Origin of the sequence: Virgibacillus sp. MSJ-26, assembly GCF_018918075.1 — a bacterium.
Taxonomy (GTDB): Bacteria; Bacillota; Bacilli; order Bacillales; family Amphibacillaceae; genus MSJ-26.
This window is the reverse complement of the sequence record NZ_JAHLPW010000001.1, coordinates 104,522-129,076: the sequence shown is the minus strand read 5'-3', so window position 1 is coordinate 129,076 and position 24,555 is coordinate 104,522. Positions and strand designations below refer to the sequence as shown.

General features: G+C 40.0%; 19 protein-coding genes. 3 read left to right on the top strand and 16 right to left on the bottom strand.

Going from position 1 to position 24,555, the window contains the following annotated elements:
• Positions 1-35: 35 nt before the first annotated feature.
• From KQI49_RS00565 to KQI49_RS00540, 6 genes are all read right to left on the bottom strand, one after another.
• Positions 36-1,490, bottom strand: a complete 1,455-nt coding sequence (locus tag KQI49_RS00565; RefSeq protein ID WP_216485770.1) for an SLC13 family permease — start codon at positions 1,488-1,490, stop codon at positions 36-38.
• A 51-nt stretch (positions 1,491-1,541) separates the two neighbouring features.
• Positions 1,542-3,509: a TRAP transporter permease gene (locus KQI49_RS00560; RefSeq protein ID WP_216485768.1), complete on the bottom strand. Its 1,968-nt coding sequence runs from the start codon at positions 3,507-3,509 to the stop codon at positions 1,542-1,544.
• Positions 3,510-3,512: 3 nt separating this feature from the next.
• Entirely contained in the window at positions 3,513-4,019 is a 507-nt protein-coding gene (locus KQI49_RS00555; RefSeq protein WP_216485767.1) for a DUF1850 domain-containing protein, read from the bottom strand.
• Positions 4,020-4,048: 29 nt separating this feature from the next.
• The gene (locus KQI49_RS00550) at positions 4,049-5,056 is read right to left on the bottom strand and encodes a TAXI family TRAP transporter solute-binding subunit (protein ID WP_216485765.1); all 1,008 of its coding nucleotides are present in this window, start codon (positions 5,054-5,056) and stop codon (positions 4,049-4,051) included.
• A gap of 941 nt (positions 5,057-5,997) precedes the next feature.
• Positions 5,998-7,698 carry an aryl-sulfate sulfotransferase gene (locus KQI49_RS00545; protein ID WP_216485763.1) on the bottom strand — a complete coding sequence of 567 codons (1,701 nt, stop codon included), beginning with the start codon at positions 7,696-7,698 and terminating at the stop codon, positions 5,998-6,000.
• A gap of 259 nt (positions 7,699-7,957) precedes the next feature.
• Positions 7,958-9,448 carry an APC family permease gene (locus KQI49_RS00540; protein ID WP_216485762.1) on the bottom strand — a complete coding sequence of 497 codons (1,491 nt, stop codon included), beginning with the start codon at positions 9,446-9,448 and terminating at the stop codon, positions 7,958-7,960.
• A gap of 537 nt (positions 9,449-9,985) precedes the next feature.
• Between KQI49_RS00540 and KQI49_RS00535 the strand changes: the two genes are divergently transcribed.
• Positions 9,986-10,867, top strand: coding sequence for an SLAP domain-containing protein (locus KQI49_RS00535; protein ID WP_216485761.1), 882 nt, complete (start codon positions 9,986-9,988; stop codon positions 10,865-10,867).
• 502 nt (positions 10,868-11,369) lie between these two features.
• On the opposite strand, the gene KQI49_RS00530 is transcribed toward KQI49_RS00535, so the two are convergent.
• The 9 genes from KQI49_RS00530 to KQI49_RS00490 all read right to left on the bottom strand — a co-directional run bounded on the left by KQI49_RS00530 (position 11,370) and on the right by KQI49_RS00490 (position 20,368).
• Positions 11,370-12,065 carry a hypothetical protein gene (locus tag KQI49_RS00530; protein ID WP_216485760.1) on the bottom strand — a complete coding sequence of 232 codons (696 nt, stop codon included), beginning with the start codon at positions 12,063-12,065 and terminating at the stop codon, positions 11,370-11,372.
• A 35-nt stretch (positions 12,066-12,100) separates the two neighbouring features.
• Entirely contained in the window at positions 12,101-12,466 is a 366-nt protein-coding gene (locus tag KQI49_RS00525; protein ID WP_216485759.1) for a FixH family protein, read from the bottom strand.
• On the bottom strand, positions 12,467-13,141 hold the full coding sequence (locus KQI49_RS00520; RefSeq protein WP_371817485.1) for an ABC transporter ATP-binding protein: 675 nt from the start codon (positions 13,139-13,141) through the stop codon (positions 12,467-12,469).
• Positions 13,142-13,158: 17 nt separating this feature from the next.
• Positions 13,159-13,959 carry an ABC transporter permease gene (locus KQI49_RS00515; RefSeq protein ID WP_216485758.1) on the bottom strand — a complete coding sequence of 267 codons (801 nt, stop codon included), beginning with the start codon at positions 13,957-13,959 and terminating at the stop codon, positions 13,159-13,161.
• Positions 13,932-15,287: a nitrous oxide reductase family maturation protein NosD gene (nosD, locus tag KQI49_RS00510; protein ID WP_216485757.1), complete on the bottom strand. Its 1,356-nt coding sequence runs from the start codon at positions 15,285-15,287 to the stop codon at positions 13,932-13,934. Before nosD ends, KQI49_RS00515 begins: the two co-directional genes overlap by 28 nt.
• A complete protein-coding gene (locus KQI49_RS00505; protein WP_216485755.1) occupies positions 15,284-15,850 on the bottom strand; it encodes a hypothetical protein in 567 nt (188 codons plus the stop codon). The genes nosD and KQI49_RS00505 overlap by 4 nt, the downstream gene beginning before the upstream one ends.
• A gap of 568 nt (positions 15,851-16,418) precedes the next feature.
• Positions 16,419-18,290, bottom strand: a complete 1,872-nt coding sequence (nosZ, locus tag KQI49_RS00500; RefSeq protein ID WP_216485753.1) for a Sec-dependent nitrous-oxide reductase — start codon at positions 18,288-18,290, stop codon at positions 16,419-16,421.
• A 15-nt stretch (positions 18,291-18,305) separates the two neighbouring features.
• Positions 18,306-18,797: a c-type cytochrome gene (locus tag KQI49_RS00495; RefSeq protein ID WP_216485751.1), complete on the bottom strand. Its 492-nt coding sequence runs from the start codon at positions 18,795-18,797 to the stop codon at positions 18,306-18,308.
• A gap of 485 nt (positions 18,798-19,282) precedes the next feature.
• The gene (locus tag KQI49_RS00490) at positions 19,283-20,368 is read right to left on the bottom strand and encodes a glycosyltransferase family 4 protein (protein WP_216485749.1); all 1,086 of its coding nucleotides are present in this window, start codon (positions 20,366-20,368) and stop codon (positions 19,283-19,285) included.
• Positions 20,369-20,522: 154 nt separating this feature from the next.
• Here KQI49_RS00490 and KQI49_RS00485 point away from each other — a divergent pair, with 154 nt between their 5' ends.
• Both KQI49_RS00485 and zwf read left to right on the top strand, forming a co-directional pair.
• Entirely contained in the window at positions 20,523-20,930 is a 408-nt protein-coding gene (locus tag KQI49_RS00485) for a hypothetical protein (protein ID WP_216485747.1), read from the top strand.
• A 275-nt stretch (positions 20,931-21,205) separates the two neighbouring features.
• Positions 21,206-22,687, top strand: a complete 1,482-nt coding sequence (gene zwf, locus KQI49_RS00480; protein WP_216485745.1) for a glucose-6-phosphate dehydrogenase — start codon at positions 21,206-21,208, stop codon at positions 22,685-22,687.
• A 381-nt stretch (positions 22,688-23,068) separates the two neighbouring features.
• Here zwf and gndA read toward each other — a convergent pair whose 3' ends face one another.
• Complete coding sequence (gene gndA / locus KQI49_RS00475) at positions 23,069-24,481, bottom strand: NADP-dependent phosphogluconate dehydrogenase (protein ID WP_216485743.1); 1,413 nt, start codon at positions 24,479-24,481, stop codon at positions 23,069-23,071.
• Positions 24,482-24,555: the final 74 nt, after the last annotated feature.

Below are 24,555 nucleotides of genomic sequence, written 5' to 3'. Positions count from 1 at the left end.
TCGTTTGTTCTCAGAAGGGGGAAATTAGTCAATTATTATATTAATCCGACAAACCTCCACCATGTTGCTGCAATGATAGTTGTTCCAGCCATAGTTACCAATGTTGCATAGAATCCTGGCTTCAAAAAGTCTCGTTGTGCAATCAAACCTGTACTATGAACGACTAAATTTGGCATCGTTTCAACAACAAGCATGAATCCATAGAGACTTGTTACGCCTGCTGTAAATGCCATCCCGAGCGGATCAACACCTGCGTTTGATGCAACGCTAATTGTAATCGGAATCAAGGTAACCACAGCCGCAGATACATTAGATATCATTTTATGGAATATTTGTGCCAGTATAATTATAAAAATTGCGGCAAATAATGGATTTTTCACCATTGACAATAGCCAATCAACACTTAAATACGTACTGATAATTTTCACAGCCCCCGTATCCATCAAAACATAACCCATAGACAATGTGACACTTAATAATAAAATGGTATTAAAGTTTATTTTGACGACATTTTTCCACTCGGCACAGCCTAATCCGGGCAATGTCATAACAGCAGCCCCTAACAAGGCAGGAATACTAGGATGCATCCCATGAAGAGGTTCACTCATCCATAGCCCTACAATAACGAGCAAAGTAATTAAACATTGCCACTCTCGTTTATTCATCGAACCTAAATTATCCAACTTTAATTCCATTTCTTTTTTTACCATTGGAAAAGATTGCTCTTCTTTTGGCAATGGATACAGCTTAAGTAATAGCATCCAAATAGAAGGAATGAGAACGACCCATAAGGGAAATGTGTAAAGAAACCATTGAAAATAAGTTATCTTAATATCAGCAAAACGATATAGGAGTTCCACCGTTAATATATTTCCAACAGCTGCAGTCATAATTGCAGTCCCACTTATGTTTCCACCAAATGCAACACCTAGCATGATCAATTTACGTAAATTACTCCCGGGTTTCGCTCCGACTGTTTCTATGATCATAGAAGTAATCGGTAATATCAACGTTGAACGAACTGCTGTTGAAGGTATAAAAAAAGCTTGGAGTTGCTGTACTAGTATTAAACTGCCCAGCAATCCATTAGCTTTTCCTCCCCACTTCTTTAAAATAAAGTAACTGATTCTTTTAATCAGAGTTGTTTCATTCACTGCTCTAGCTATCATCATTCCCCCAATGACAAGGTGGGTGGCAGGTGATGCAAAACCACTAAAGACAACTTCTGTATCGGCTAACTTAAATAGCAACATCATGATGAGGATTAATAATGCTGTCGATCCCATTGGAATCGGTTCAAGTGCCCATAACGTTACTCCAAAGCAAACAATAGCAGTCATTAATCTAGCAGAGTGAGCAAATGTATCTGGTAATCCAAAAAACAGCAATAAAAAGATAGAAATTGCTATTAAAGTACTACTAATCTTTCGGAAGTTCTCTTTGTCATTCAAAGGATTCCAGCTATTCTGTCTACTTATATTATTCCTCATCATGAACACCTTTCACGTAAATATCTATTAAGTAATAAAGAAGAATGGACTTTATTTTGCAATAGTTGTCGGTGATAGATTTTTTTCTTTCCTGCTAAACAATTGTGTAATAATGACAATCATCAATAAACTAAATCCAATTAAATCTGTCCATACGCCTGGAATAACCAATGTTATCGCTCCTGCAGCAGCAAATAATCGTACAATCAAATTTATATGCTCTATTAAGTATCCTTCTATAGCTGCACCTAATGCAATAATTCCAATTGCAGCTGTAATCGTTATCCAAATAATGTTCGCCACGTTCGTACCTTGCATAAGCAATTCAGGTGAATAGACGAAAATATATGGAACAAGAATACCTGCTACTGCCAGTTTAAGTGAAATAAATCCAGTTCGATTTGGTTCACCACCAGAGATGCCTGCTCCTGCAAATGCAGCTAAAGCTACAGGTGGGGTTAAATTAGCTAAAATACCGAAATAGAAAACAAACATATGGGATACAAACGGTTCAACGCCAAATTGTACTAAAGCTGGAGCTGCCATCGACGATGTAATAATATATGTTGGTATAGAAGGAAGACCCATCCCTAAGATTATTGATGCAATCATTGTAAAGAATAACGTAAAAAGTAATACATCATTACCTAAAAATAAAATAGCTGAGGTCATTTTTAATCCAAAGCCCGTTAATGACGCCACACCAACTATAATTCCGACCATTGCACAAGCCATTCCGACGCCCAATGCACTTCTTGTCCCATCTTCCAGCGCCTGTATTAATCCTTTAAAATTCATTCGTGTTGTTTTTCTTAACATGGAAATAACAACAGTTGAAATGATTGCCCACGCAGCAGCATAAATGGGGGTATACCCTCCAAATAGCATATAAATAAGAATGACAAGTGGAATAAGTAGATGACCACGTTCTTTCATCACATTTTTTATACTTGGAAGTTCACTTCGGTTCAATCCTCTTAAACCACGCCTTTTAGCTCGTAAATGAACAACCGTAAGAACTCCTAAGTAATATAAAATACCTGGTATAATAGCGGCGAGAGCTATTTGTGCATAAGGCATCCCTAAGGTCTCTGCCATGATAAATGCTGTAGCTCCCATAACTGGTGGTAATATCTGCCCTCCAACAGAAGCAGCGGCTTCTACCGCTCCTGAAAAGTTTTTAGAATACCCCGTCCTTTTCATCAATGGGATTGTAAAAGATCCTGTTGTCACCACATTCGCAATGGCAGATCCATTGATTGAGCCAAGAAATCCACTTGATATCACAGCAACTTTTGCGGGACCACCTGATGTATGACCTGAAATGGCCATTGCCGAATCATTAAATAGCTGACCCATTCCTGTTCGATTTAAAAACGCTCCAAATAGAACAAATAGAAAGATATAAGTCGCTGAAACTCCAATTGCAGTTCCGAATATTCCTTCTGTAGTGAGGTACATATAAGTTACAATATCATCAATTTGATAACCACGATGTGCAATGATTCTAGGGAGATGGGGCCCAAAATAAGCATATAGCAAGAATAAAGCACAAAGAACAGTCAATCCATTTCCAACAACACGCCGTCCACCTTCAAGGACGAGAATTACCATTAGTAAACTGAAGAGGATATCATTTTGATTAGGCAGCCCAGCTCTATTAACAATGCCCATGTAATCAATAAATATATATATAATGGTTGCTAAAGACAAGATAGCTAGTAAAAAGTCTATCAAAGACGCCCGTTGTTGAGGTGCGTTTTTACGGGATGGATACAATAAAAAAACAAGAATCAAAATTACCCCTGTGTGAAGAGCCCGATGTTGTAACGTAACTAAAGGCCCAGTGAAAGAAGTAATCAAGTGAAAAAGAGCTAAACCAACAGATACTATTGTAACTAGCCTTACCATCCATGGTATATTCAAATCTCGAAATCTTGATTCTGAATCGTATTTTTCAACCATTTTTCGTTTTTCATCTTCCGTTAGTTTATCAATATTCGTTTCTGTATCATGCATGCCCTATCCCTCCTTAAACATTTCCATAATACTCCGCCATAGCCATTCATACAGTTTTAACTTTTTATAATGTATCTGAACGTTCGTGTAGTCCGGAACTAATTGTGATAAATAGTATTTTTTTGAATCAATCTCTAAATAGTATTCTGATATCGGTATATAATAAAGCGAATAATATGGAATTGTCCGCTCTATGTCGGTGACTTGAATAAATCCATCCGAAAGAAGCTCTACCGTTCCTTCAGTATCAGGGGTTCCTGCTCCATAAGATTGATAGATAGTGGATAAAAAAGAAAAGTTTCCGTCTGAATTAATTTCGAATGTTTCTTTCCACGGTGTAAGTTCAACGGAATGTCTCCACCCGATTGTTATAACCTCTCTATCAAATGGAATAAAGTTAACGTGGTCTTTCTTCTCATTTGTTAGTAAAATACCAGATTGAACTGGAATCATGATGATTCCAGTTCCTAGGAACAATAGTGTGCAAAACAAAATTACTTTTCTTAGCATGTGATACACCACATTATTATTTTTAAAATTTACTCAGATGCCTCTTGCTCGTCGAAATATGTTTCTGCCCCCGGATGCAATGGCATTGGTAGATTGTCTAACGCCTCTTCAATTGAAATATCCTTAGCAGCATTATGCGATTCCTTCAACTGCTCAATATTATCAAACACCGCTTTTGTCATAGCATAGACGACTTCATCTGAAACGTCTTTATGTGTTAATAAAACGTTATTAACAGCAATTGTCGTCACATCTTCATCTAAATCATATATATCCTGTGGTACCGTTGTCGGGAAATAAACAGGATAATTTTCCTGCATTTCTAATATTTTTTCTTCTTCAATTTCTACAATAACAATATCTTCTGTTGTCTGAAGCTCCAATACACCTGCATTTGGCATTCCAGAAGATATTACAACCGCGTCAATATTACCATTTTGTATCCCTTCAACACCTTCAGAGAAAGACAGAAAATCTTCATTAATATCATCATACGACATGCCATATGCCTCTAAGACACGCTGAGCACTAATTTCAGTTCCAGAGGCAGGGGCACCAACAGCAACGCTTTTTCCTGCTAAATCGTCAACCGTTTCAATACCTGATTTTTCTGTAGCAACGATTTGCAAATAATTTGGATAGAGGGAGGCAATAGCTCGAACGTTTTCTTGCTTTCCTTGTTCTTCAAAGCTTCCAATTCCTTCATCAGCATCTGATGCAGCATCCCCCATAGAAAAAGCTATTTCTGCTTTACCTTGTTCAAGTGTTGTTATATTAGCTGCAGACGCTGCAGTGGATTGACTATTCGCATTAGCTCCTAAGTCTTGATATATTTTAGCCAGTGCACCTCCTAATGGATAATATACACCTGAAGATCCACCGGTAAGAATGGTAATAAATTCACCGTCCAAGGCGTCATCAATATTATCTGTATCTACATCGCCATCACTTTCACCCTCAACACTTTCTTCACCACAGGCACTCAAAGTCATAGCGAATAGAAACAATAACCCCAAAATTGAAATCAGTCTTTTCATTATTTCTCCTCCTCTTTTTTAATTGTTTTATGTGATTAACTATTAAATACCTTAATTACACTTAAAATAGAATTTAGGATGTCGGTATCGTATTTAAATGTTTAAATGATATGTTACACCTCCCGTTTATTGACTTTAAGGATACTGAATACAAAAGCAATGACAAAGTAATTTTACTAATCATTCTCTTTTAAAGCCTTTTCATTATAAAAAAAGCCAACTCAAATAGACCATAAATCTTTCAAGTCTTTTGAACTGGCTGCTATCTGCGTTTATCTTCGGTTAGAAGCTTTTACAGACTTTACAGAACTTATTTCTTAAGTTGGTTTAATTAAATCTTCACTTTACATATAAATGAAAGCGTTATTAATTATTAATGTTTATAATATATCATTTATTCAGAATTTGTCAATTTTTCAGTGGAGTAAATTATTAAATTTAGTTTCAATAGGTAGGTTTGCAATCTATTACATATTGATTTTCAATTTAGAACTATTGTTTTAGATGTAAATTAAAAAGTGAAGTTTCAGGTCTCGCAGCTGCAACCTCAACTCGAGCGGAAGACCCTTTAGGTCGTCATTTCATTAAATTAATTATCTTCATCCTCCTTTTCAACAACGGTAAACTGCTTTTCCTTTAGATAGGAGATTTAGTGGAGGCGTGTATTAATGCAAATAAAATCCGAACATTAATCAAAGTGATTATAAGACTTCGACTTTGTTCGGACTATTTTTTATATAGCATTATTCAATTTAGCTAAAGGACAGCTACGAATATTCAAGTGGGAGATAAGCCATTGGTGAACCTTGTTGTGATAGCATTCGGAGGCTCATTGGCAAAGAAGAACGAACTACAATTCTTCCTAACCCACGAATAGTGAAGTATTTTTCCGTAGCGTTATGTGATTATATTTTAAGGATTACAGTGCTTTTGATGTGCAATTATTCTTCTTTTAAACTATAATCCCAACCAATGTCTGGATATAACGGAAAGCGCCATGTGCGATACGTATACTTTACGGCGTCTTCATCTTTTCCTCGGATGGCGAGTTCGTAATAAACTTCTGGATCGTCAGAGGTATCGACTTCAACCACTCTCCCGGTCACACCGGTAGGCGAATCAGGGTCATCTGTTGCGCCCGAGTTCAAGATAATATTATCCCTATCGTACAAATATTGAACGTTACCAATAATATGTGAGAAGAACTCTTCGCCGCGGTCTTTACCATATGACCACGTTTCTTCAACGGTCATGTCTTCTTCATTCACGAGATAGCGGATGGCTTGGCTGTAATCCTTGCTCACATCACGATCGCCTCGTGTGAAGACTTCGTTGTTGTCGAAAAGGATGATATCTTTCATTTCTGGGTTGTCTTGATATTCTGGATTATCAACAATTTTCATGGCGTGTTGTCCGGCCGGGAATTTCACGTCACCTTGAGGCTCGAGTACATATTGTTCAAATTCCTCTGGCCATTCTTCGTCAGCTCCTAAAATCCATTGAACTTCTCCTTCAGGGTAGCTGAGTTTCATAATAATGTCTTGGCTTCGACCTGAAATTAAAATACTGTTGTCGCTCTCGTCATAGAAAATGGCATTTTGGTGAATCCAGTCGCCATCTTCGGCATTTTTTCCATCATAGTCGTCCGGTGCGTCTTCTGGCATGGCGTCACGCAAGTTAATTTCCTGTGTCGTGATTCCGGTATCACGGTCAATTTCATGCATATGATCTTCTTCATAATCGGAGTTTGTTTCATGTGTTGTTGCTAGTAAGTTTCCGCTTGGTACTTCGATCACTTCATGATGTACTAGATTATCCTTTTCTTCATCATAACCTTCTACTTCAATATTGTAGGCGTTGTAGATTTTACCTAACATATCTAGCTCTAATAATTCATTATATTGATCGGCATCGTCTGCTCTCGTTGTTTGAACAAAGTTTCCATTACTCAGTCGCGTGAAGATAAGTCGACTACGTAATGACGAATACCAACGAACATCTGCTTGATCATCGACTGCGTATAAGTATCCACTTGTTGGGACGATGAAGGTTAAACCGTTTTCCATTTTATCTGGCTCGGCTTTAACGAGTTCTGTATCAAGAAAATCATCTGGAAGTGGATCTGTTTCAATGACAACTTCCGCTTCTTCCGCTTGATTATCTTCATCGATGACTTCAATTTTAACCGTATTTTCTTCACCTGGATAGAGACCTAGTACTGGAATTTCGTGCGAGGTGTTTGGTTCGTCCCAAAGCTTGACAATTTCTTCCTCGCCCTCGTCTATTCCTGTTGTCACCCTAACTTGCATCGGTTCGTCTGTTTCAAACATGATGAGAGCGCTTAATGGTGACGTATCGTATGGATCTACTTTAATAAACGGTTCTTCATATGTGTAGTTTCCTTGTTCATATTCTTCCATCAAATCTTCTTCTATGTCTGCTTGGTCATTTAATCGTTCTTCATTGTAAGTTGATATTTGTGTTGCATCTGGGTCGGGATCAGGATTGTATACTTCAACCTTTTCGTCATCTTCCCCGTCATCATCTTTCGCTTCCCCATCATCATCCGAACACGCACCTAGAATAAGCAGCATACTTAATGCTAGCAACCACAGTGTACGTGACCGTCTTAGACTTCTCATTTATATTCCTCCCGTGATTTATAAATTACTAGTTTATGGAAAATGATTGGAAAATTATTTCCCCATTTCCTCTATATAGTACCATGATTAAGATGTGGTCGCATTTTTCCTGTCAAAAAAAGCAAGGAAAAAGATGGTATCTTCTTCCTTGCTTTTTGGGGTGGGGTTAGCCGTTGCTTGTTGTTGAGCATGGGTTTAATCGAGACGCGATGCTGATCATAGCAGGTGTGCTGATCGATAGCGATTTTGCCAAAATGGTTTAGTCTTTGGTGACGATTTTTTTTCGTCCTAGGATGAGATAGTTGAGTTCTTGTTTTGGTATTTTGTTGAATTCGGTTCGTTTGACGAGATAGAATATTCCTCCGAGTGCGACCCAGGCGACGAGTGCGATGCGTGATTCGATGCCGAGTGCGGCGGGTGAGCCTGGGATGAGCAAGAGTCCTAGGAACGAGATGCTTGCGATAACGCCGAGGCCTGCGAGTACTTTTTTGACTGGTGCGACGGTGTGTTTGTCTTTGTTAAAGTCTTTGCCTTTGGACCATTTGAATAGGCTGTAGGCTGTGTAACATGTGTATAGGTAGGCGATGGTGACGCCGATGGATGACATGTCTACGACCCACATGAGTGCTTCGCGTCCGAACCATGGAGCGAACATGGATAAAACTACGGTAAAAATAACACTGACGTATGGTGTTTTGTATTTTGGGTGTAGTTTGGAAAAGACTTCTGGTAAAATTTTTGCTCGTGACATGGCGAATAGTAAGCGGCTTGATGAAAGAATAAAGCCGTTGAGTCCTGTGAGTACACCCATTGTTAATGCTGTGACGAGCAGGACGAGTCCCATGTTGCCGAGTAATCCTTGGATGGCGGCGGCTGTTCCCCAACTATGGTCGGCTGCTACGAGGCCTTCCCATGGTGTGATCATGGCGGTTGCTGTGATCATGAGCGCGTATAGTAGGGCAGCAACTAGGATTGAAAATATAATAAGTGTGAATGCTTTTTTTGATGAAAAGTTGAATTCTTCTGCTGCTTGGGGCACGTTATCGAAGCCGACGAATGCCCATGGTGCGATTGCGACAATGGTTAAAATGGCGCCCCATGTTGTTTTGTCTGCTGGGACGAGTGGCTGCATGTTTTCAAATCCTGTGCCTGGTTTAGCCCCGACCATCAGGCTGATTGCTAGTACGCTGAAGATCATGATGGCGCAAAAGACAAATTGCATGCGGCCTGACAGTCCTGTTCCGCGTACGTTGAAATAACCTACGATACCGAGCAGAACGGATGCGATGATAATTTCGGGTGCGTAGACGCTCCATCCTGCGACTTCATATAAGAATAAATTATTGATGACTTTTGGAAAAATGAATTTGAACATTAATGTAAAGGCTGATGCGTTTAGTGCGACGATGCAAATATAACCTAGTGTCAGAAACCAACCGCAGATGAATGCGTGTGTACGGCCTAAGCTGACGAATGAGTAGGCAAATTCTCCACCTGAAACTGGGAAGCTTTTAACTAAAAAACCGTAACTGACAGCGATCAGACACATGAGTGCGGCACCGATCCCAAAACCTGCAATGACGCCAAGGGGTCCTGCGTCAGCCATCCATGTTGTTGGTTGGACGAAGGCACCCCAACCGATGGATGATCCGAGAGCAATCGCCCAGACCCAGTGTGCTTTTAGTGATTTATTTAATGTCGTTCTTTCGTTATTGCCTTTATTTAATGATCCTTTTTGTGAGGTTTCCATACTTAAATGCTCGACTCCCTTATTGTTTTAAGTTATTTTATTTAAATATCTTTTTTGAGTGTGTACGAATGGTAGATTTTTTAAAATTTGATTTGGTTGTCATTGAAGTTTTGATTATATGTTTTGTTTGAGTAAGTAGATTATTCAGATCGAAACCTTGGTTATGGGACTTTTTATTGAGATAATTAAATCGCTAACTCCCTCGCTTTCGTTTTACAAATTATAATTGTTTACCACGAAATGAGATAACTTAAACGTTTAATTTTAATAAAGTTTGATAATATAGGATCGTGGTGGGCATGCGGATGGGAATCGTGGGAGTTGGAGAAATTTCGGGCTGGAGGTGGGGGGAGTTGTTGACCGAGTGGGCGATGCTGGCTGGCGATCGAATGAGGAGATTATGGACCGAGTGCCCATACACCGGGCGAGCTGAGCAACATAATTTGTAAGAATAACATTTGACTTGATAATATATTCAGTTATTTTCGACTTATGTTACAATTGGGTTAGATGATTTTTCGATGGGGAGGGTTCTTAATGATGAGGCATACGGGAGAGTTTGAACGTGATAATAAGAAATTTTCTACGGAATTATCTATTTTACCGAATCAGCCGATATCCGCCGAGTCACATGAGTTTTACGAAAGACATAATCAGGAAAGTCCTCTATTAAATAGCAACCAACTTTCAATGTACGGTATGGAATTAAGACGAGGTGACGGGAAAGTAGAGATTAAAGCACTCATTCGAAGCACGGTTCAAAAAGAGATTCGCCTAAAAAAAGTGCCTGTTCTATTAATTGATTCTGCAGGGCGTCCTGTGGCGAGGCACGTTTTTGATTTGCAGGAGTTAGGCAGTTTACCACCGAATTCAGCTAGACCTTGGACGTTTATTTTCCCTCAGGATTCTTTTCTTGGAAAGACTGGCAAATCAGTGAACGTCAAGTCAAATCATGAGGGAATGATTGACCTCAGCTCTTGGTCGCTCGCATTTGAGAAAAAAAATGAGTCACATGACCCGCACCGTCTCGATTTGTCGAACACGACAGGGATCAAGCCGTCTCCTTTCATAAAGCGAAAATTGAAAAAACTTATTGAAGATTCTCCTCCACTTGGACGAGATGAAGTGAAATTTACGGGTTTATCAGTTCGTAAAGATGATAACGGCAGTCTGGTCGCTATTCTTTTGATACGTAATGGGACGCCACGAAATATCATTCTTAAACAGGTTCCACTTGAAGTGATGGACGCGAATAAGGATGTTGTCGCAAGCGGCACGTTTCGACTGGAAAACTTAGTTATTAAGGCTAACACGAGTAAACCTACCCGTTTTGTTTTCCCGGCAAGTGGTATTCTGAAAGCCGATATGGATTTGTCTAAGTGGAGAATTTATCATGCGAATAAGAAACAGAAAATGTAAAAATCTCTTTATATCGAGGCTGGGACAAAACTAAGTATTAGTAATTAAAAGACGAACAATTTTAAGCGAGCATTATTCGCTTCGGAAAAATACTTCGCTTTCCGCAGGCGCTGATGAGCCTCGGGCCAACAGGATGTTGGTCATGAAGGCGTTGCGACAGGACGTCGCGAATTTAGCCTTCCATCATTCATGACGCTCTGCGGGGTCTCATCTAAGCTTTTCATCCTGCTGGACAAGGAATACTTCGACAGCGATTCATCGCACGCAGAAAAAGTGGTTTTCTTTTTCAAGGAGTCTACGTATTTTTCCTACGCTGATTTTAAAAGTGTATATTAAAAAAAATATACTTTAATACGTTCGCTTTTACATTAACTAAAATACTTATGTCCCATCCTCTTTTATCCACAGAAGTTTTAATACTATAGTTTCCTGGTAAGCAAAAAAACAGCCACCCAAATAGGTTAAAGCTGTTTTTACGATGACCTCATAATAGTTATCCGCGCTACTCCAAATGTATTTCCACTTCAAGAGAAGCAAGTTGATCCATGAACAAGTCTTCAAATTCATCGTTTAATAGAAAATTACGCTCGATTTCTGAGGCGTCAGGGTTTTCTTCAGCAATATCATCACTCAGGTCTTCGGCAACACGATCTCTTAAAGTGGATTCACGGACATACTCACGTAGATGGTAATGGTAATCCTTTTCACCGTACTCTTGAATAAGCTGAGCCACCGCTTCATTTCCCTCAGTTTGCTTCTCGAAGTCTTCCACTTTCACTTCCAACTTTTCATCGGGAACGGAGTAGTTTTTTTCTTGGGCGAGAAGAGACATCGATTTGATTTCAATCATGCTTTGAAGGCCAATGTTAACATTCTCGTATTGAGCAAGTTGCTCGTCCCAGTACGCATTTTTATCAGCGAGTTCTTCACCAGCCAAATCTTCCTCATCTTCAGCCCGATTTAATTCTATTTTAATTTTATCCATTAACGTATAAAAGGCCAAATCATCACGTGTCATGTCCTCACCGTCAATAGTGACAATGCTTTCAGAGCCTTCTTCCTGATTACTTTCATCAGCTGCTTGGTTCTCTACTTCCTTATCAACCGCTTCGTTACTGTCTGCATCGCTTGCACACGAAGCGAGTAAAAAGACGACGAGAAGCAAGCATGGTAGCGTCAACCATCTCCTATTTTTCATAAAAAACCCCTCCTTCACTAACAAAATTTAATCCGCTATTCTTCTTTCACATCAAACGTCAGCATGTCATCATAAGTTTTTCCGTCTTGTTCTGCTTCGACATTTGCAATCCACTCGCCACCCATCGGAAGCTCAACCTCACCTGTATACGTGCCGTCACCATTATCTTCAAACTTAACCTTTATGACCCCGTGATCCATCTTAGCCATTTCAAGCGTAGCGACGATATCCAATCCTGTCACCGCGTCGCCATTTTCGGTAGCGCTCAAGATGATAGGATAGGTGACGTCTACTTTATATTTTGGAGCGGTGTCCACCTTAAATTCCGGCGATGAACCGCAGCTTGTCAGCATAATAAGTCCTAAGAAAGTGATAGCGAAAATTAGTAATCTACGTTTCAATTACATTGCCCCCTCTTTATATTTGACTAGGAAGTCTTCTATATCGTATTTAGTCATTTTGCCGTCGTCTAAATAAGCGACATGCGTGCATACTTGCTCGATTTCCGACATATGATGTGAGGCCATTAAAATGGTTTTTCCAGTTAGTGATGTGATAATTTTTAATATATCTGCGCGGCCAATTGGATCGAGGCCGCTTGTTGGTTCGTCTAGTATGATGATGTCTGTGTCGTAATAAAGCATGATGGCGAGTCCGAGACGCTGAAGCATGCCTTTGGAGTAGCCTTTGACTTGGGCATCCTTTGCGTTCCAGAGTGAGACGAGTTTGAGTTTTTCGTTGATTTTATCTGGTTCGATTTTCTTGTTGCTGAGTGTTGCGAAAAATTGCATGTTTTCGTATCCACTTAGATGGGGATAGAGATCGAATTTTTCGGGTAAGTAGGAGACGAACTGTTTCCATGTTTGCTTTTTGTTTGGATGTCCGGCGAGAGTTATTTTTCCTTTCTTGAGTGGCATGATGTTAAGCAACAGGTGGATTAGGGTTGATTTTCCGGCACCATTTCGTCCGACTAAGGCGCAACGTTCACCTTTTTCAATCGATAAATGAATGTTGTGTAAGACGATCTTTTTGTCATAGGCATGGGATATGTCGTCTATTTGAATCATTGTTTGCATGTGTCATCCCTCCAATCTTAGTCATGTTTCGCTCCTTTGGTATGGAAAAGTAAGGCTGATACTGTAAATAGAAACGGCCAAATAAGTGTGTTGATCAGGACGAATTTCCAAATGTCCATAACTAGAAACTTTTCCATCAGTTGTGATAAGTGGCTTAGTGAAAAGAGATCGAATGTCGTTTCTAAAAAGAATCGCATCGTGTGAATTGGGTCCAGGAAATAGATCCAAGAAAATACTTCGACATTTTGATAGGTAACGGCTGGTAAATAGTATAAAAAAATAAGGTCGATTAAAAAGACGACTAAAAACCATATAATAATATTGATACCAATCAACTGCATTCTCGTTTTTGCAATGCTTCCAAGGAGTAAACCGAGTTGAATAAAGATAACTAAAAAGATAGTCATGATGAGTAAAAAGTACAAAAAGCTTGTCACATGGAATACGAGAAATCCTTTCATAAAGACAGCTAAGATGAGATAAGCCCCGATAAAAGTACTGATTAATGATAGTTGGACGGCGAGTGATTTTTTTAGGAAGAAACTGAGATAGGATTCTCTTTTCGTAAGTAGAATCATCGCTGTTTTCAGTTCTTTTTCCTGGTAAATAGAAAATGACGCGAGAAACATTCCAAAGAGAGGAATAAAATAAACATTAATATCAAACATGGAAAGAAGGAGTGCTTCAAATCCTAAATCTGTTGGATAACTACGGGCTTCAGCGATGAGAAAAATGGATGCAAGCATCAGCATGCCAACGCCGATCCATAGTCCTTTACCTCGTACTTGTTCTAACCATTCCTTCCAAATATAGGCCATTTTTTCCGACTCCTTCCATAGACGTAAATTAAGCTAAAAACTGCGATGATGATAAGTCCCACCGTATAAATTGATAATGGTTTTTGTTCTGGCATGAGTGGGTATTCATCTTCAGCCATGATTTGATTGTTACTGAACATAGCGTTCATTTTTTCGTATATATTGATAGCTGGACTGCTTAAAAAGAGATAGGCCAGCTCATTATCTTCTAGTAGATTGGCGAGTGAAGATGTGTATTGGAATGTCGAGTCACCGACACCATCTTGATTTAAATCAAACATCGGTTTATTCCAATAGTTTCCGACCCCATTTTCAAACCATTCGTTCCCCATATAACCGCCTATGGCAACGACATCAGAATTATTTTTATTGAAGGCATTTTTTATGAATACATGAGCGGTTGATGAGGCCCATATTTCAACGCCAATTTGATTATGGAAAATATCATTGTCTTCAATCCGATTGCTTGTTGATTGTTCCAAATAAAGCCCACGTTGATTAAGGTGAAATTGGTTGTCATACACTTCAATATCACGACTGGCTTGAATGAGTAAGCCAAATGAACGAGAGCCTTGGTTATAAGAAAACTCATTATTTTCTAGTAAAATATGATCCGAATGCATGATGGCCGCTCCACCGAGATTATTGTTAAAATGATTATCAGAGAAATGATTATCATTGGAATACATATAATGCAGGCCGTACCGTGTGTGCGTCACGGTATTTCTATTAATCTCGTTGTTATTTGAGTATTCGACGAAGATACCATCGCGTGTGTTTTGGATTTTGTTGTCTTCGATGATGTTACTTCCCGACGACCTGGCGATATGAATGCCATTTCCTTGATCTCCGAGTTTGCCTTCACCTTGACCTGTGATATGTGAGTTTTTAATTGTCGTCTGTTTGGATTTTGTTAGAAAAATACCATGGTAAATATCAGATATCGTTAAATTTTTTAAGACGTTGTTCTCTCCCATGACACGTACTCCTGAAAATTCCTCTTCGGAGTCACGGCTGAGTCCACCATACTTAATAGTGACCGAGTCGATGGTCGTGTCGGAAGCGTGAATGGTGATGACGTTGTTGTCACCTTCTCCGTGAATTTCGGTTCCTTTTTGTCCGATGATTGTAATGGGCTTAGTGATGTCAATATTTCCTTTGTACACCTTTCCTTCAAGTTTAAGTTCTCCGTTGGCTGGTGTGGCGTCGATTAGCTGTTGCAAGGATCCTTCTTCAGCCGCTAATGTCGGTAAAGGTGTAATAAATAAAAGGATCATAAGACTCAATATCACCCATCCAGTTATTTGTAAGGGAGAATGTTTTCTCATTTTTTTCTATCCTTCCATAATGGGAAAATCATTAATAAGAATACAGCGAGCAGAATATAGGCACCAGTTGAAAAATAACTATAGGTCACAAAGTTTGCTATGATATTTTCCCCGATAATGGGCGGAACAAATGGTTCTAAATCAATGGGTGCAGTGGGATCGAGATTGGTACCAAATTCTCTCAACCAACGATACATATCCCAAATACCTACAGCGCCACCAATAACGAAAAGTGTAATCAGGCCGTATAAAGCAGATTTCTTGCGCCATAATGCAACAATTAGAGTAAGTAAGGCAAACCCGCCAACGATATACGGCATAAAAGCTAATTCTGGAAAACTTTCATTGCTGAAAAGTTCCATGCCGATATAGTGATTGAGGCCATTGACGATTTCGATATCGCCTGCAAGAGTATACGGATAGACGATGATATCGAGCCCTTCCGGATATTGCGGCGCAAAGAAATCCATCCGCCACCACGGAACAAAAATGGAGATGACTAAGAGAATGGCCGCTATGATTAAACTGATTATTGATATATGTGATAATTTCTTTTTTGCCATGTTGATTCACTCCTTCATGGCTCAGATTATGAAACTGGATTGCGATTGTTTTTGGTTGTTTCTCACCGCTACAGAAAAAATACGTCGCTTTCCGTGGGCTATAAAAATTTCATAGTTCCTTCCTGTTGCCTGTGATGTGCCTCTAAAACGCCCACCCGACAGGCCCGAGCTACTACTCGGACCATGATTCCGGCAACTCGCGTGGGAATGCTGTTCGGGCGAGCGGGATCTGGACCAACTCGCGCGAGAACACCTACCGGGCGCGCGGGGGCCGAGACAACTCGCGCGGGAAATGCTACCAGTCGCGCGGAAGCCGGATCAACTCGCGCGGGAAATGCTACCGGGCGCGCGGAAGCCGGGTCAACTCGCGCGGGAAATGCTACCAGTCGCGCGGAAGCCGGGTCAACTCGCGCGAGAAATGCTACCAGTCGCGCGGGATCTGGACCAACTCGCGCGGCGCAGCTACCCACGGGCGATGGGTAAGCCGTAGGGACGCTTGATGCGTGACGTTTCTTATTCGACCATCTTTTTTGGTTCGTGAGCTATCTTCGGATTGTCCCGAATTATATCACTTCGGTTCGACAAGTAAGTAACCGCTCATTTCTTGGTGCAGTGCTGAGCAGAAGTTGGTGCAATATATTGGATAGGTTCCGGTTTTGTCGGCTACGAAGTCGAGTGTGCTTGTCTGACCTGGTTGGACTTCAAAGTTAAGGTCATAATCATTGATGCCAAATCCGTGTGTGATGTCTTGGTCAAGGTCAATATTTGTCATGTGGAAGTATACATGATCGCCTTCTTTGACTTCGACGACGTCTGGGCGTTCGGCTTCAGCGTCGAATACGAAGCGAGAACGCATGGCTATGCCGTAAACATGAACTTCATCGCCGTCTCGTACGATGTGGGCATCTTCTTTTTTCCAGACGGAATCTTCACGGTCTTCATCTTTTTCATAGAGCTTGATAGGATTGATCTTATCCCTTTCTACGATTTGCGCGTAGTGGGGCTCAGGGTCGACCGGTACGGCCATGATGTGTTCCATTTTCTCACCAGAGATATCAATCAAGTCCATTGATTCAGGGTGTGATGGTCCGACTGATAAGAAATTATCTTTTGATAGTTTGTTAAGTCCGACAATCCAATCCCCTTTAGGGTCCACGGTATCACCTTGGGATGCTGCGGCATGTCCTGGTGAATAGTAGTTTGGTATACGGTCAATGACTTCACCTGAATCGATATTCCATTTGACGATTTCAGATGAAATAAACATGGTGTTGTAAGCATTTCCTCTATCGTCAAATTGAGTATGAAGTGGTCCAAGTGCGCCTGGTGGGTCAACTTCACGTTCCATGACGCGGTCGTATGGTAAAATTGGAATACCAAATTTTTCTTCTTTGAAATCTTCTTCTTCAATAGCGCTAAAGGCTTCTTCAAATGAGAAGACCGTCATTAATGGGGCAAGTTTCCCGGCTGCGATGAAACGTTCTCCATCAGGGGTAACATCTACGCCATGTGGTGATTTAGCGACAGGTACTGCATAAATAGCGCCTTTATGGTCGCGTGGGTCAATCATTTTTGCTCCATTGACTTCATTGTAATTACCATCCGCGACTTCTTTCTCGAGTTTTTTCCAGTTAATTAAAACGATATAGTCACGGTCATTTTGTGAGGCATTGATTTCAAGATTAGTTGTTGCAAATTCTGTGTTGTACGTTGTCATGACAATCCAATCGCCTGACATTTTCTTACCTGCGTCTGATAAATCATAAGACCATGGTGGAAGCATAATTTGATAGGCTAAATCAAATTCTTGTTTCTCACGGTCGAAGGTAGTCATGGATACGACACCTTTATACTCTTCTTCATAATTATCTAAGGATGCGTATTCTCCGCCAAGTGGGCGAGCGAAACGTGTTGGTAAAGCGATGTATTCTGTGTTTTCAGTGACAAACACTCCGGCATGAGGGCCACCCATGTTCGGTAATTTCATTATGTCTGTTGTATGAAATGTTGATAAATCAACGGCAGCTACACGGTTATTTCCCACGTCATTTGCGAACAAAAATTCACCATCATATTCGCCTTCTGTTTCTGAAATAGCTGGATGGTGGAAGTCTCCCCACGTATAACCATCAAGCATTTCTTTTGTATCTTTGTCATAGCCATATCCTGTAGCTGGATCTGGTGTAAATACTGGAACTGTTCTAATTTTTCTCATCGACGGAATTCCATAAACGAAAAGTTGACCTGAGTGACCGCCAGAGGCAAGCATGTAATAATCGTCAAGTTCCCCATAAGGTACATAAACTTTTTCAGCTTTACTTTTGTTATCCGCTTGGTCTTCTGCTGTTTCTTGACCACCGTAGTCTGCAAAAAAGACAAACGCGACAAGCAATCCTGCTAATATGCCAAAAACGCCAGATATAATCCTACTTTTTGTCAATCTCGTCACCTCCTGTTAGTCATTTAGTTCTGAAACTTCTTTTAATAGTTCCACGATTTTTTCCCGCTCAGCATCGTCCAATGGATTGTCCTCGATCACAGTGGACATGACGGCTGACGTCGGCTCTTGTAAGAATTCATCAATTGGTTTACCGTGCTTTCCTTCAACTTCTTCATAAGCATTTGATAAATCAGGACCTGTTGTCCCCCCGTCAAGGCCAGCCGCTTCAACCGCATGACATGATAGACAGTTATTTCTAGACAATGCTTCGGTGTCGGCATCTAGTGTCACATCAGCTTCTGTTGATGTGTCAGCTTCTTCTTGATCTGCGTTTGAGTTTGAGTCATCTGTAGCTTCTGAGTCACTTGCTTCTGGGCTTGAATTTTCAGTTGCTTGAGGTGCTGGAGCATCTTGGGTTTCTTCTCCACCACTATTACCTAACAATAGATAACCCGCTCCAAAAGCGAGCAAAAATCCTAACACGAATATAAGACCGTTCATCTTCATAAATTCCACCCTCCTCTATCATTGAATTTTATAAATAAATGCAGTGGATCAATCAAAGATAATAAGTCCTCGATTGAATGTTACATTTAAAGGATACGAAAATATAAAGTGAGCACGTGTGATTAACATCACTTAAAATAGGGATATTTGTTACAGAACGTTGGATAGAAATAGACTAATTTGTGACCTTATGAACATTGATACTTTGAGCGTGGGGAATACCTGGATTGAAGGGGATTGACGGTGAGATTTTGGACCGAGTGAGCGGACCTACCGACCGAGCGAGAACAATTTCGGACCGAGCGGGAGAGCCGGCCGCGCGAGTGGGAGCAATTACCGCTCGACCTAAGCCGAACCCGCACGAGCGGGCTGTGTTCCCGCTCGACCAGCTCCTTTCTACTTTAATCGCGCTCTTTCCACAACAAAAAACAGAGTAACATTTGTCACCCTGCCTCTAATCTGAATAACCGTTATATATAAGCATTTTACTCTTCATCTTTCTCCCGTTTCGCACGTCTGAAGATACGAGCAAATAAGTCCAGCACGGGGCGTTTGCCATTGAATACTAACCCTGCCATTTCAGCAAATAAATGAAGTAGTAATAAAATAAAAACAGCGATGAGAATTGACACCTGGAGTGATGCTTCTGAGAATAAAATCGCCATTAAACCGAACAATGCACTGAACGCATAAATGATTAGGACTGTTTGACGGTGGCTGTATCCAACATCAAGCAACTGATAGTGAATATGTTTGCGGTCTGGTTGCATAATACTTTCCTTATTATAAGCACGTCGAATAATGGCGAAAAGTGTATCAAAAATAGGAATGGCTAAAATAATAATTGGGATGATGAAACTGAACAGGGCAATATTTTTAAATAGACCGAGCATCGAAACGACAGCTATCATATACCCTAAAAAATTCGATCCGGTATCCCCCATATATATTTTTGCAGGATGAAAATTGTGATATAGAAAGCCAATATTTGCCCCGATTAACACTATGGAAAGGGCTGCAGCAATAGTTCTCACGTCTATTAAAGCCATGACAAACATACAGATAAGAGCAATGGTTGTGACGCCTGTCGCTAACCCGTCAAGTCCATCGATTAAATTAATCGCGTTCGCAATTCCAACAACCCATAACACCGTAATCAAAACACTAAAAAAACCAAGATCCACCATCCCAATAAAAGGAAGCGTGACCCGTTCAATGATCAATCCTGAGGAAATTAGAAATGACGCGGCGATGAGCTGTCCACTAAGTTTAATAACAGGGCGGATGGTGTAACGATCATCCAACACACCGGTGACGATAATGGCTAATGCTCCCATGAAAATACCTGGTAAATGTTCGTGATGGGGATGTAAATAAAGTACACCTAGTAAAGCACCTAAAAATATGCTTAGACCCCCAAGTCGAGGTGTAACTTTTTTATGTATTTTACGGTAGTTTGGAAAATCAACCACTTTAAACTTGAGCGCAATTTTTTTCACTGGATATGTTAATAAAAACGCAGAAATTAATGATATAAAAAAAGCGATAGCTAAATCCATATAATTATACATTTTATTCTCCTAATCATACCTCACACCAACTACAGACTAACTCATATTATAGCGAATTTTGTAGGAAATTGACAATAGATACTACAGGTCTTAGTTTTATGATAAACTATGAACAATATACTTTTTTACTCTATGTTAAACGGAGGTGATGATTTTGAGTATGCATTTTTTTGCAGCAGCTGTGGCGCTTTCCGTGTTGCCCATTGCTATTATTTTTAAAATATCAATGGACCGACTGAAGGAAAATCCTGAAGAAAGATTCTCTATACAGCAGAAATTTTTCATATGGGTGTTTATAAGTGAAATCATTCCTATTATTTTAGTCGTATTCGGCTTCGTGAATATGGCACCAGCAGAAACAATAAATGATATGCTTGTTCCAGCTATTATTATTGTAGCTATTACTTTATTTGGTGTCGTTTTTATCTTCTTACAGCGATTAGTCGATGTGCCAGCAGATATGAAAGAAATGATGACGACATTTACGTTGATTGGCATATCATTGATGTTTTCAATGCCAATCATTTCAACTGTTGCTTTTTTCTCGATGTTACCGCAATAATTCTCAGATAACTGAAAATTGACTACATAATATAAGTGCTCTACAATCGTAGGGCACTTTATTTAATTAAGATAACCTATTATCTTGATGTAGAGATAAAATTCTCACCTATTTTATCTATTTTTAGAAACTAAGTATAACCTTATTCTATAAATAGACATAATTTTTAGAACATAATGTATATGAACTTTTTAGCCAGTATAGTTGAATTCAACCTTTTTAAACCTTAAAATGATGTTTGGAGTATTAAAATCTACGAATAGAGGGGCTTTAAATTGGAAAATTCTAAGAGACCTAAAGCGCTTATTATCATATTTGGAGCAACAGGTGACCTGGCTAAACGAAAATTATTTCCATCGATTTTTCATTTATGCCAACACCGGAAAATGTGCGGGGATTTTGCAGTCGTTGGAATCGGACGTAGACCTTGGTCTAATGATGAATTTCGTGATACGGTGGAACATTCTGTAAAAGAATCTTATTCACCAGAACAAGATTTAAGTCATTTCACAGCGAACTTTTATTATCAATCCCTTGACGTGACTGATTCTGGTTCGTATCAAGAATTAAACCAGTTAGTTGTCGATCTTGAGAAACGCTATCAAACAGAAGGAAATCGAATGTTCTATCTTGCTATGGCACCTCAATTTTTTGGGGTTATTGCTAATAATTTGGCAAATAATGGGTTGAAAGATAGCCCCGGTTGGACACGCCTTGTTATTGAAAAACCATTTGGCCATGATTTAGAATCAGCGCAAATACTTAATGACGAGATTCGGGCTGCTTTTAATGAAGACCAAATTTACCGGATTGATCACTATTTAGGTAAAGAAATGGTTCAAAATATTGAAGTCATTCGTTTTGCCAATGGTATTTTTGAACATTTATGGAATAATCGTTTCATCGCCAATATTCAAGTCACATCAAGCGAATCGATTGGGGTTGAAGAACGGGCGAGGTACTATGACGTTTCAGGAGCAACGCGGGATATGGCGCAGAACCACATGCTTCAGATGATTGCCCTTCTCGCTATGGAGCCCCCTATTAACTTGACACCTGATGAGATTCGTTCGGAAAAAGTGAAGGTGCTGCGCGCATTAAGACTTATTGAGGAAGACGAGGTTGATGACTTTTTCGTGCGCGGACAGTATGGTGGTGGGCATATTAACGATAAAACAGTTCCGGCCTATCGTGACGAAGCCTATGAGTTAAACGATTCAAATACAGAAACATATGTCGCTGGAAAAGTCATGATTGATAACTACCGCTGGGCTGGCGTTCCTTTTTATTTTAGGACAGGCAAGCGTATGGCCACAAAAGCAACGAAACTTGTTATTGAATTTAAAGATATTCCAATGAATCTTTATTATAAACATGAAGATGATCGACATCCGAATTTGCTTTATATTAATATCCACCCAGATGAAGGGATTACACTCTATTTAAATGCCAAAAAAACTGGCGTCGGCTCCCAAGCTGAACCGGTTAAGCTTTCATATAATAGCGCGGGCGTTGACGGCATGAATACCCCAGAAGCTTATGAAAAGTTAATTCTTGATTGTATGCTAGGAGACGCCACTAATTTTACCCACTGGGATGAAGTAGCCTTAACATGGCGCTATATTGATCGTGTTTTAAAAATATGGGAAAACAGACAACCTGACTTCCCTAACTACGAATCCGGCTCAATGGGACCAAAAGCTGCCGATGAATTACTCGAAAAAGATGGTTTTCACTGGTGGCAAATTAGGGATTAACTCTGGCTAACAATGAAAGTAATAATTGGCGTAATTAATATGTAAAATGAAAAAATCCGAACAATAATTAAAATCCTTTTAAAAGAGATTCGAATTATTGCTCGGATATTTTTTTAGTATTATTCTATCAGACAACACATATACCTTAGCGGAAGAAAAAATACGGAGACTCCTTGGACTGCAGCAAGCTTCGTCCCACCGAATACCTTTGTGGGAGGTAAGGCCAAACGCACCCCCGAAATGCGTTATAAATGATGGAAGGCTAAAACCGCGACGTCCTGTGAGGGCGCCTTCATAACCAACATCCTTTTGGCCCGGGGCTCATTAGCCATCCACGGAAAGCGTAGTATTTTTCCGCAGCGAGCGGTGTGGCGACTAACCCTACGCTTTTAACCATTCTGTATGGAAGTGACCTTCTTTATCAACACGTTCATACGTATGTGCACCAAAATAATCGCGTTGGGCCTGCAATAGATTAGCCGGAAGTCTCTCTGAACGATAACTGTCATAATAAGACAGCGCCGCAGACAAGCCTGGCACCGCAATTCCATTTTCAATAGCAACTGAAAGAACTTTTCTTAAATCAGACTGATAATTTTCAACGATATCTTTAAAGTATGGATCTAATAATAAGTTCGGTAATTGCTTATCACGATCATAAGCATCTTTAATTTTTTGCAAGAAAGCAGCGCGGATAATACAGCCGCCTCGGAAAATCATCGCAATGTCACCGTACTGCAGGTCCCAATTAAATTCTTCAGACGCCGCTCTCAACTGAGCAAACCCTTGAGCATACGAACAAATTTTACTCATGTAAAGTGCTTTTCTAACCGCTTCTATTAATTCCTTTTTATCCCCTTCATGCACCTTGACTTCAGGTCCTGACAGAACTTTACTTGCATTGACACGTTCTTCTTTCATCGCTGAAATGAAACGCGCGAAAACAGACTCTGTAATAATTGGCAGAGGTATACCGAGATCAAGCGCACTTTGGCTTGTCCATTTTCCAGTTCCTTTTTGGCCAGCCGTATCAAGGATCACATCGACAATGGGGTTACCGGTTTCTTCATCGGTTTTGGAGAAAATATCTGCCGTGATTTCGATGAGATAGCTATCAAGTTCACCTTCATTCCATTCTTTGAAGACTTCATGAAGTTCATTCGCGTCTAGCCCTAGCACATGTTTTAAAATAAAATAGGCTTCAGAAATAAGCTGCATATCACCGTATTCAATACCGTTATGAACCATTTTCACGTAATGTCCTGCTCCGTCTGGTCCAATATAAGTGGTACACGGCTCACCATCAACTTTTGCAGAGATTGCCTCAAGCATCGGTCGCACCAAATCATGTGCTTCTTTCGGTCCACCAGGCATCATCGAAGGTCCTGTTAACGCACCTTCTTCTCCACCGGAAACACCTGTACCGATAAAATTAATTCCTTTTGCTTCGAGTTCCTCACTACGACGCTGAGTATCTCTGAAGTTGGTATTGCCTCCATCAATTAAAATATCATCTTTATCTAAGTGTGGGAGAAGCGATTTAATTACCCCATCAGTCGCTGGCCCCGCTTGAACCATGAGGAGGATTTTTCGCGGTTTTTCAAGTGAATTCACAAACTCCTCAATACTGTACGTTGCCACTATATTTTTATCATCTGATTCTTTAAGCATTTGCTCTGTTTTCTCAGAAGAGCGGTTATAGACCGAAACGGTGTAACCACGTGATTCAATGTTAAAGGCTAAGTTTTTTCCCATTACTGCAAGTCCGATGACGCCAACTTGTTGTTTTGTCATTTATTTTCGTCCTTTCACTTTAGCATTCATTTCATATAATACACGAATGTAACATTTAAATTCATTCTTCATTT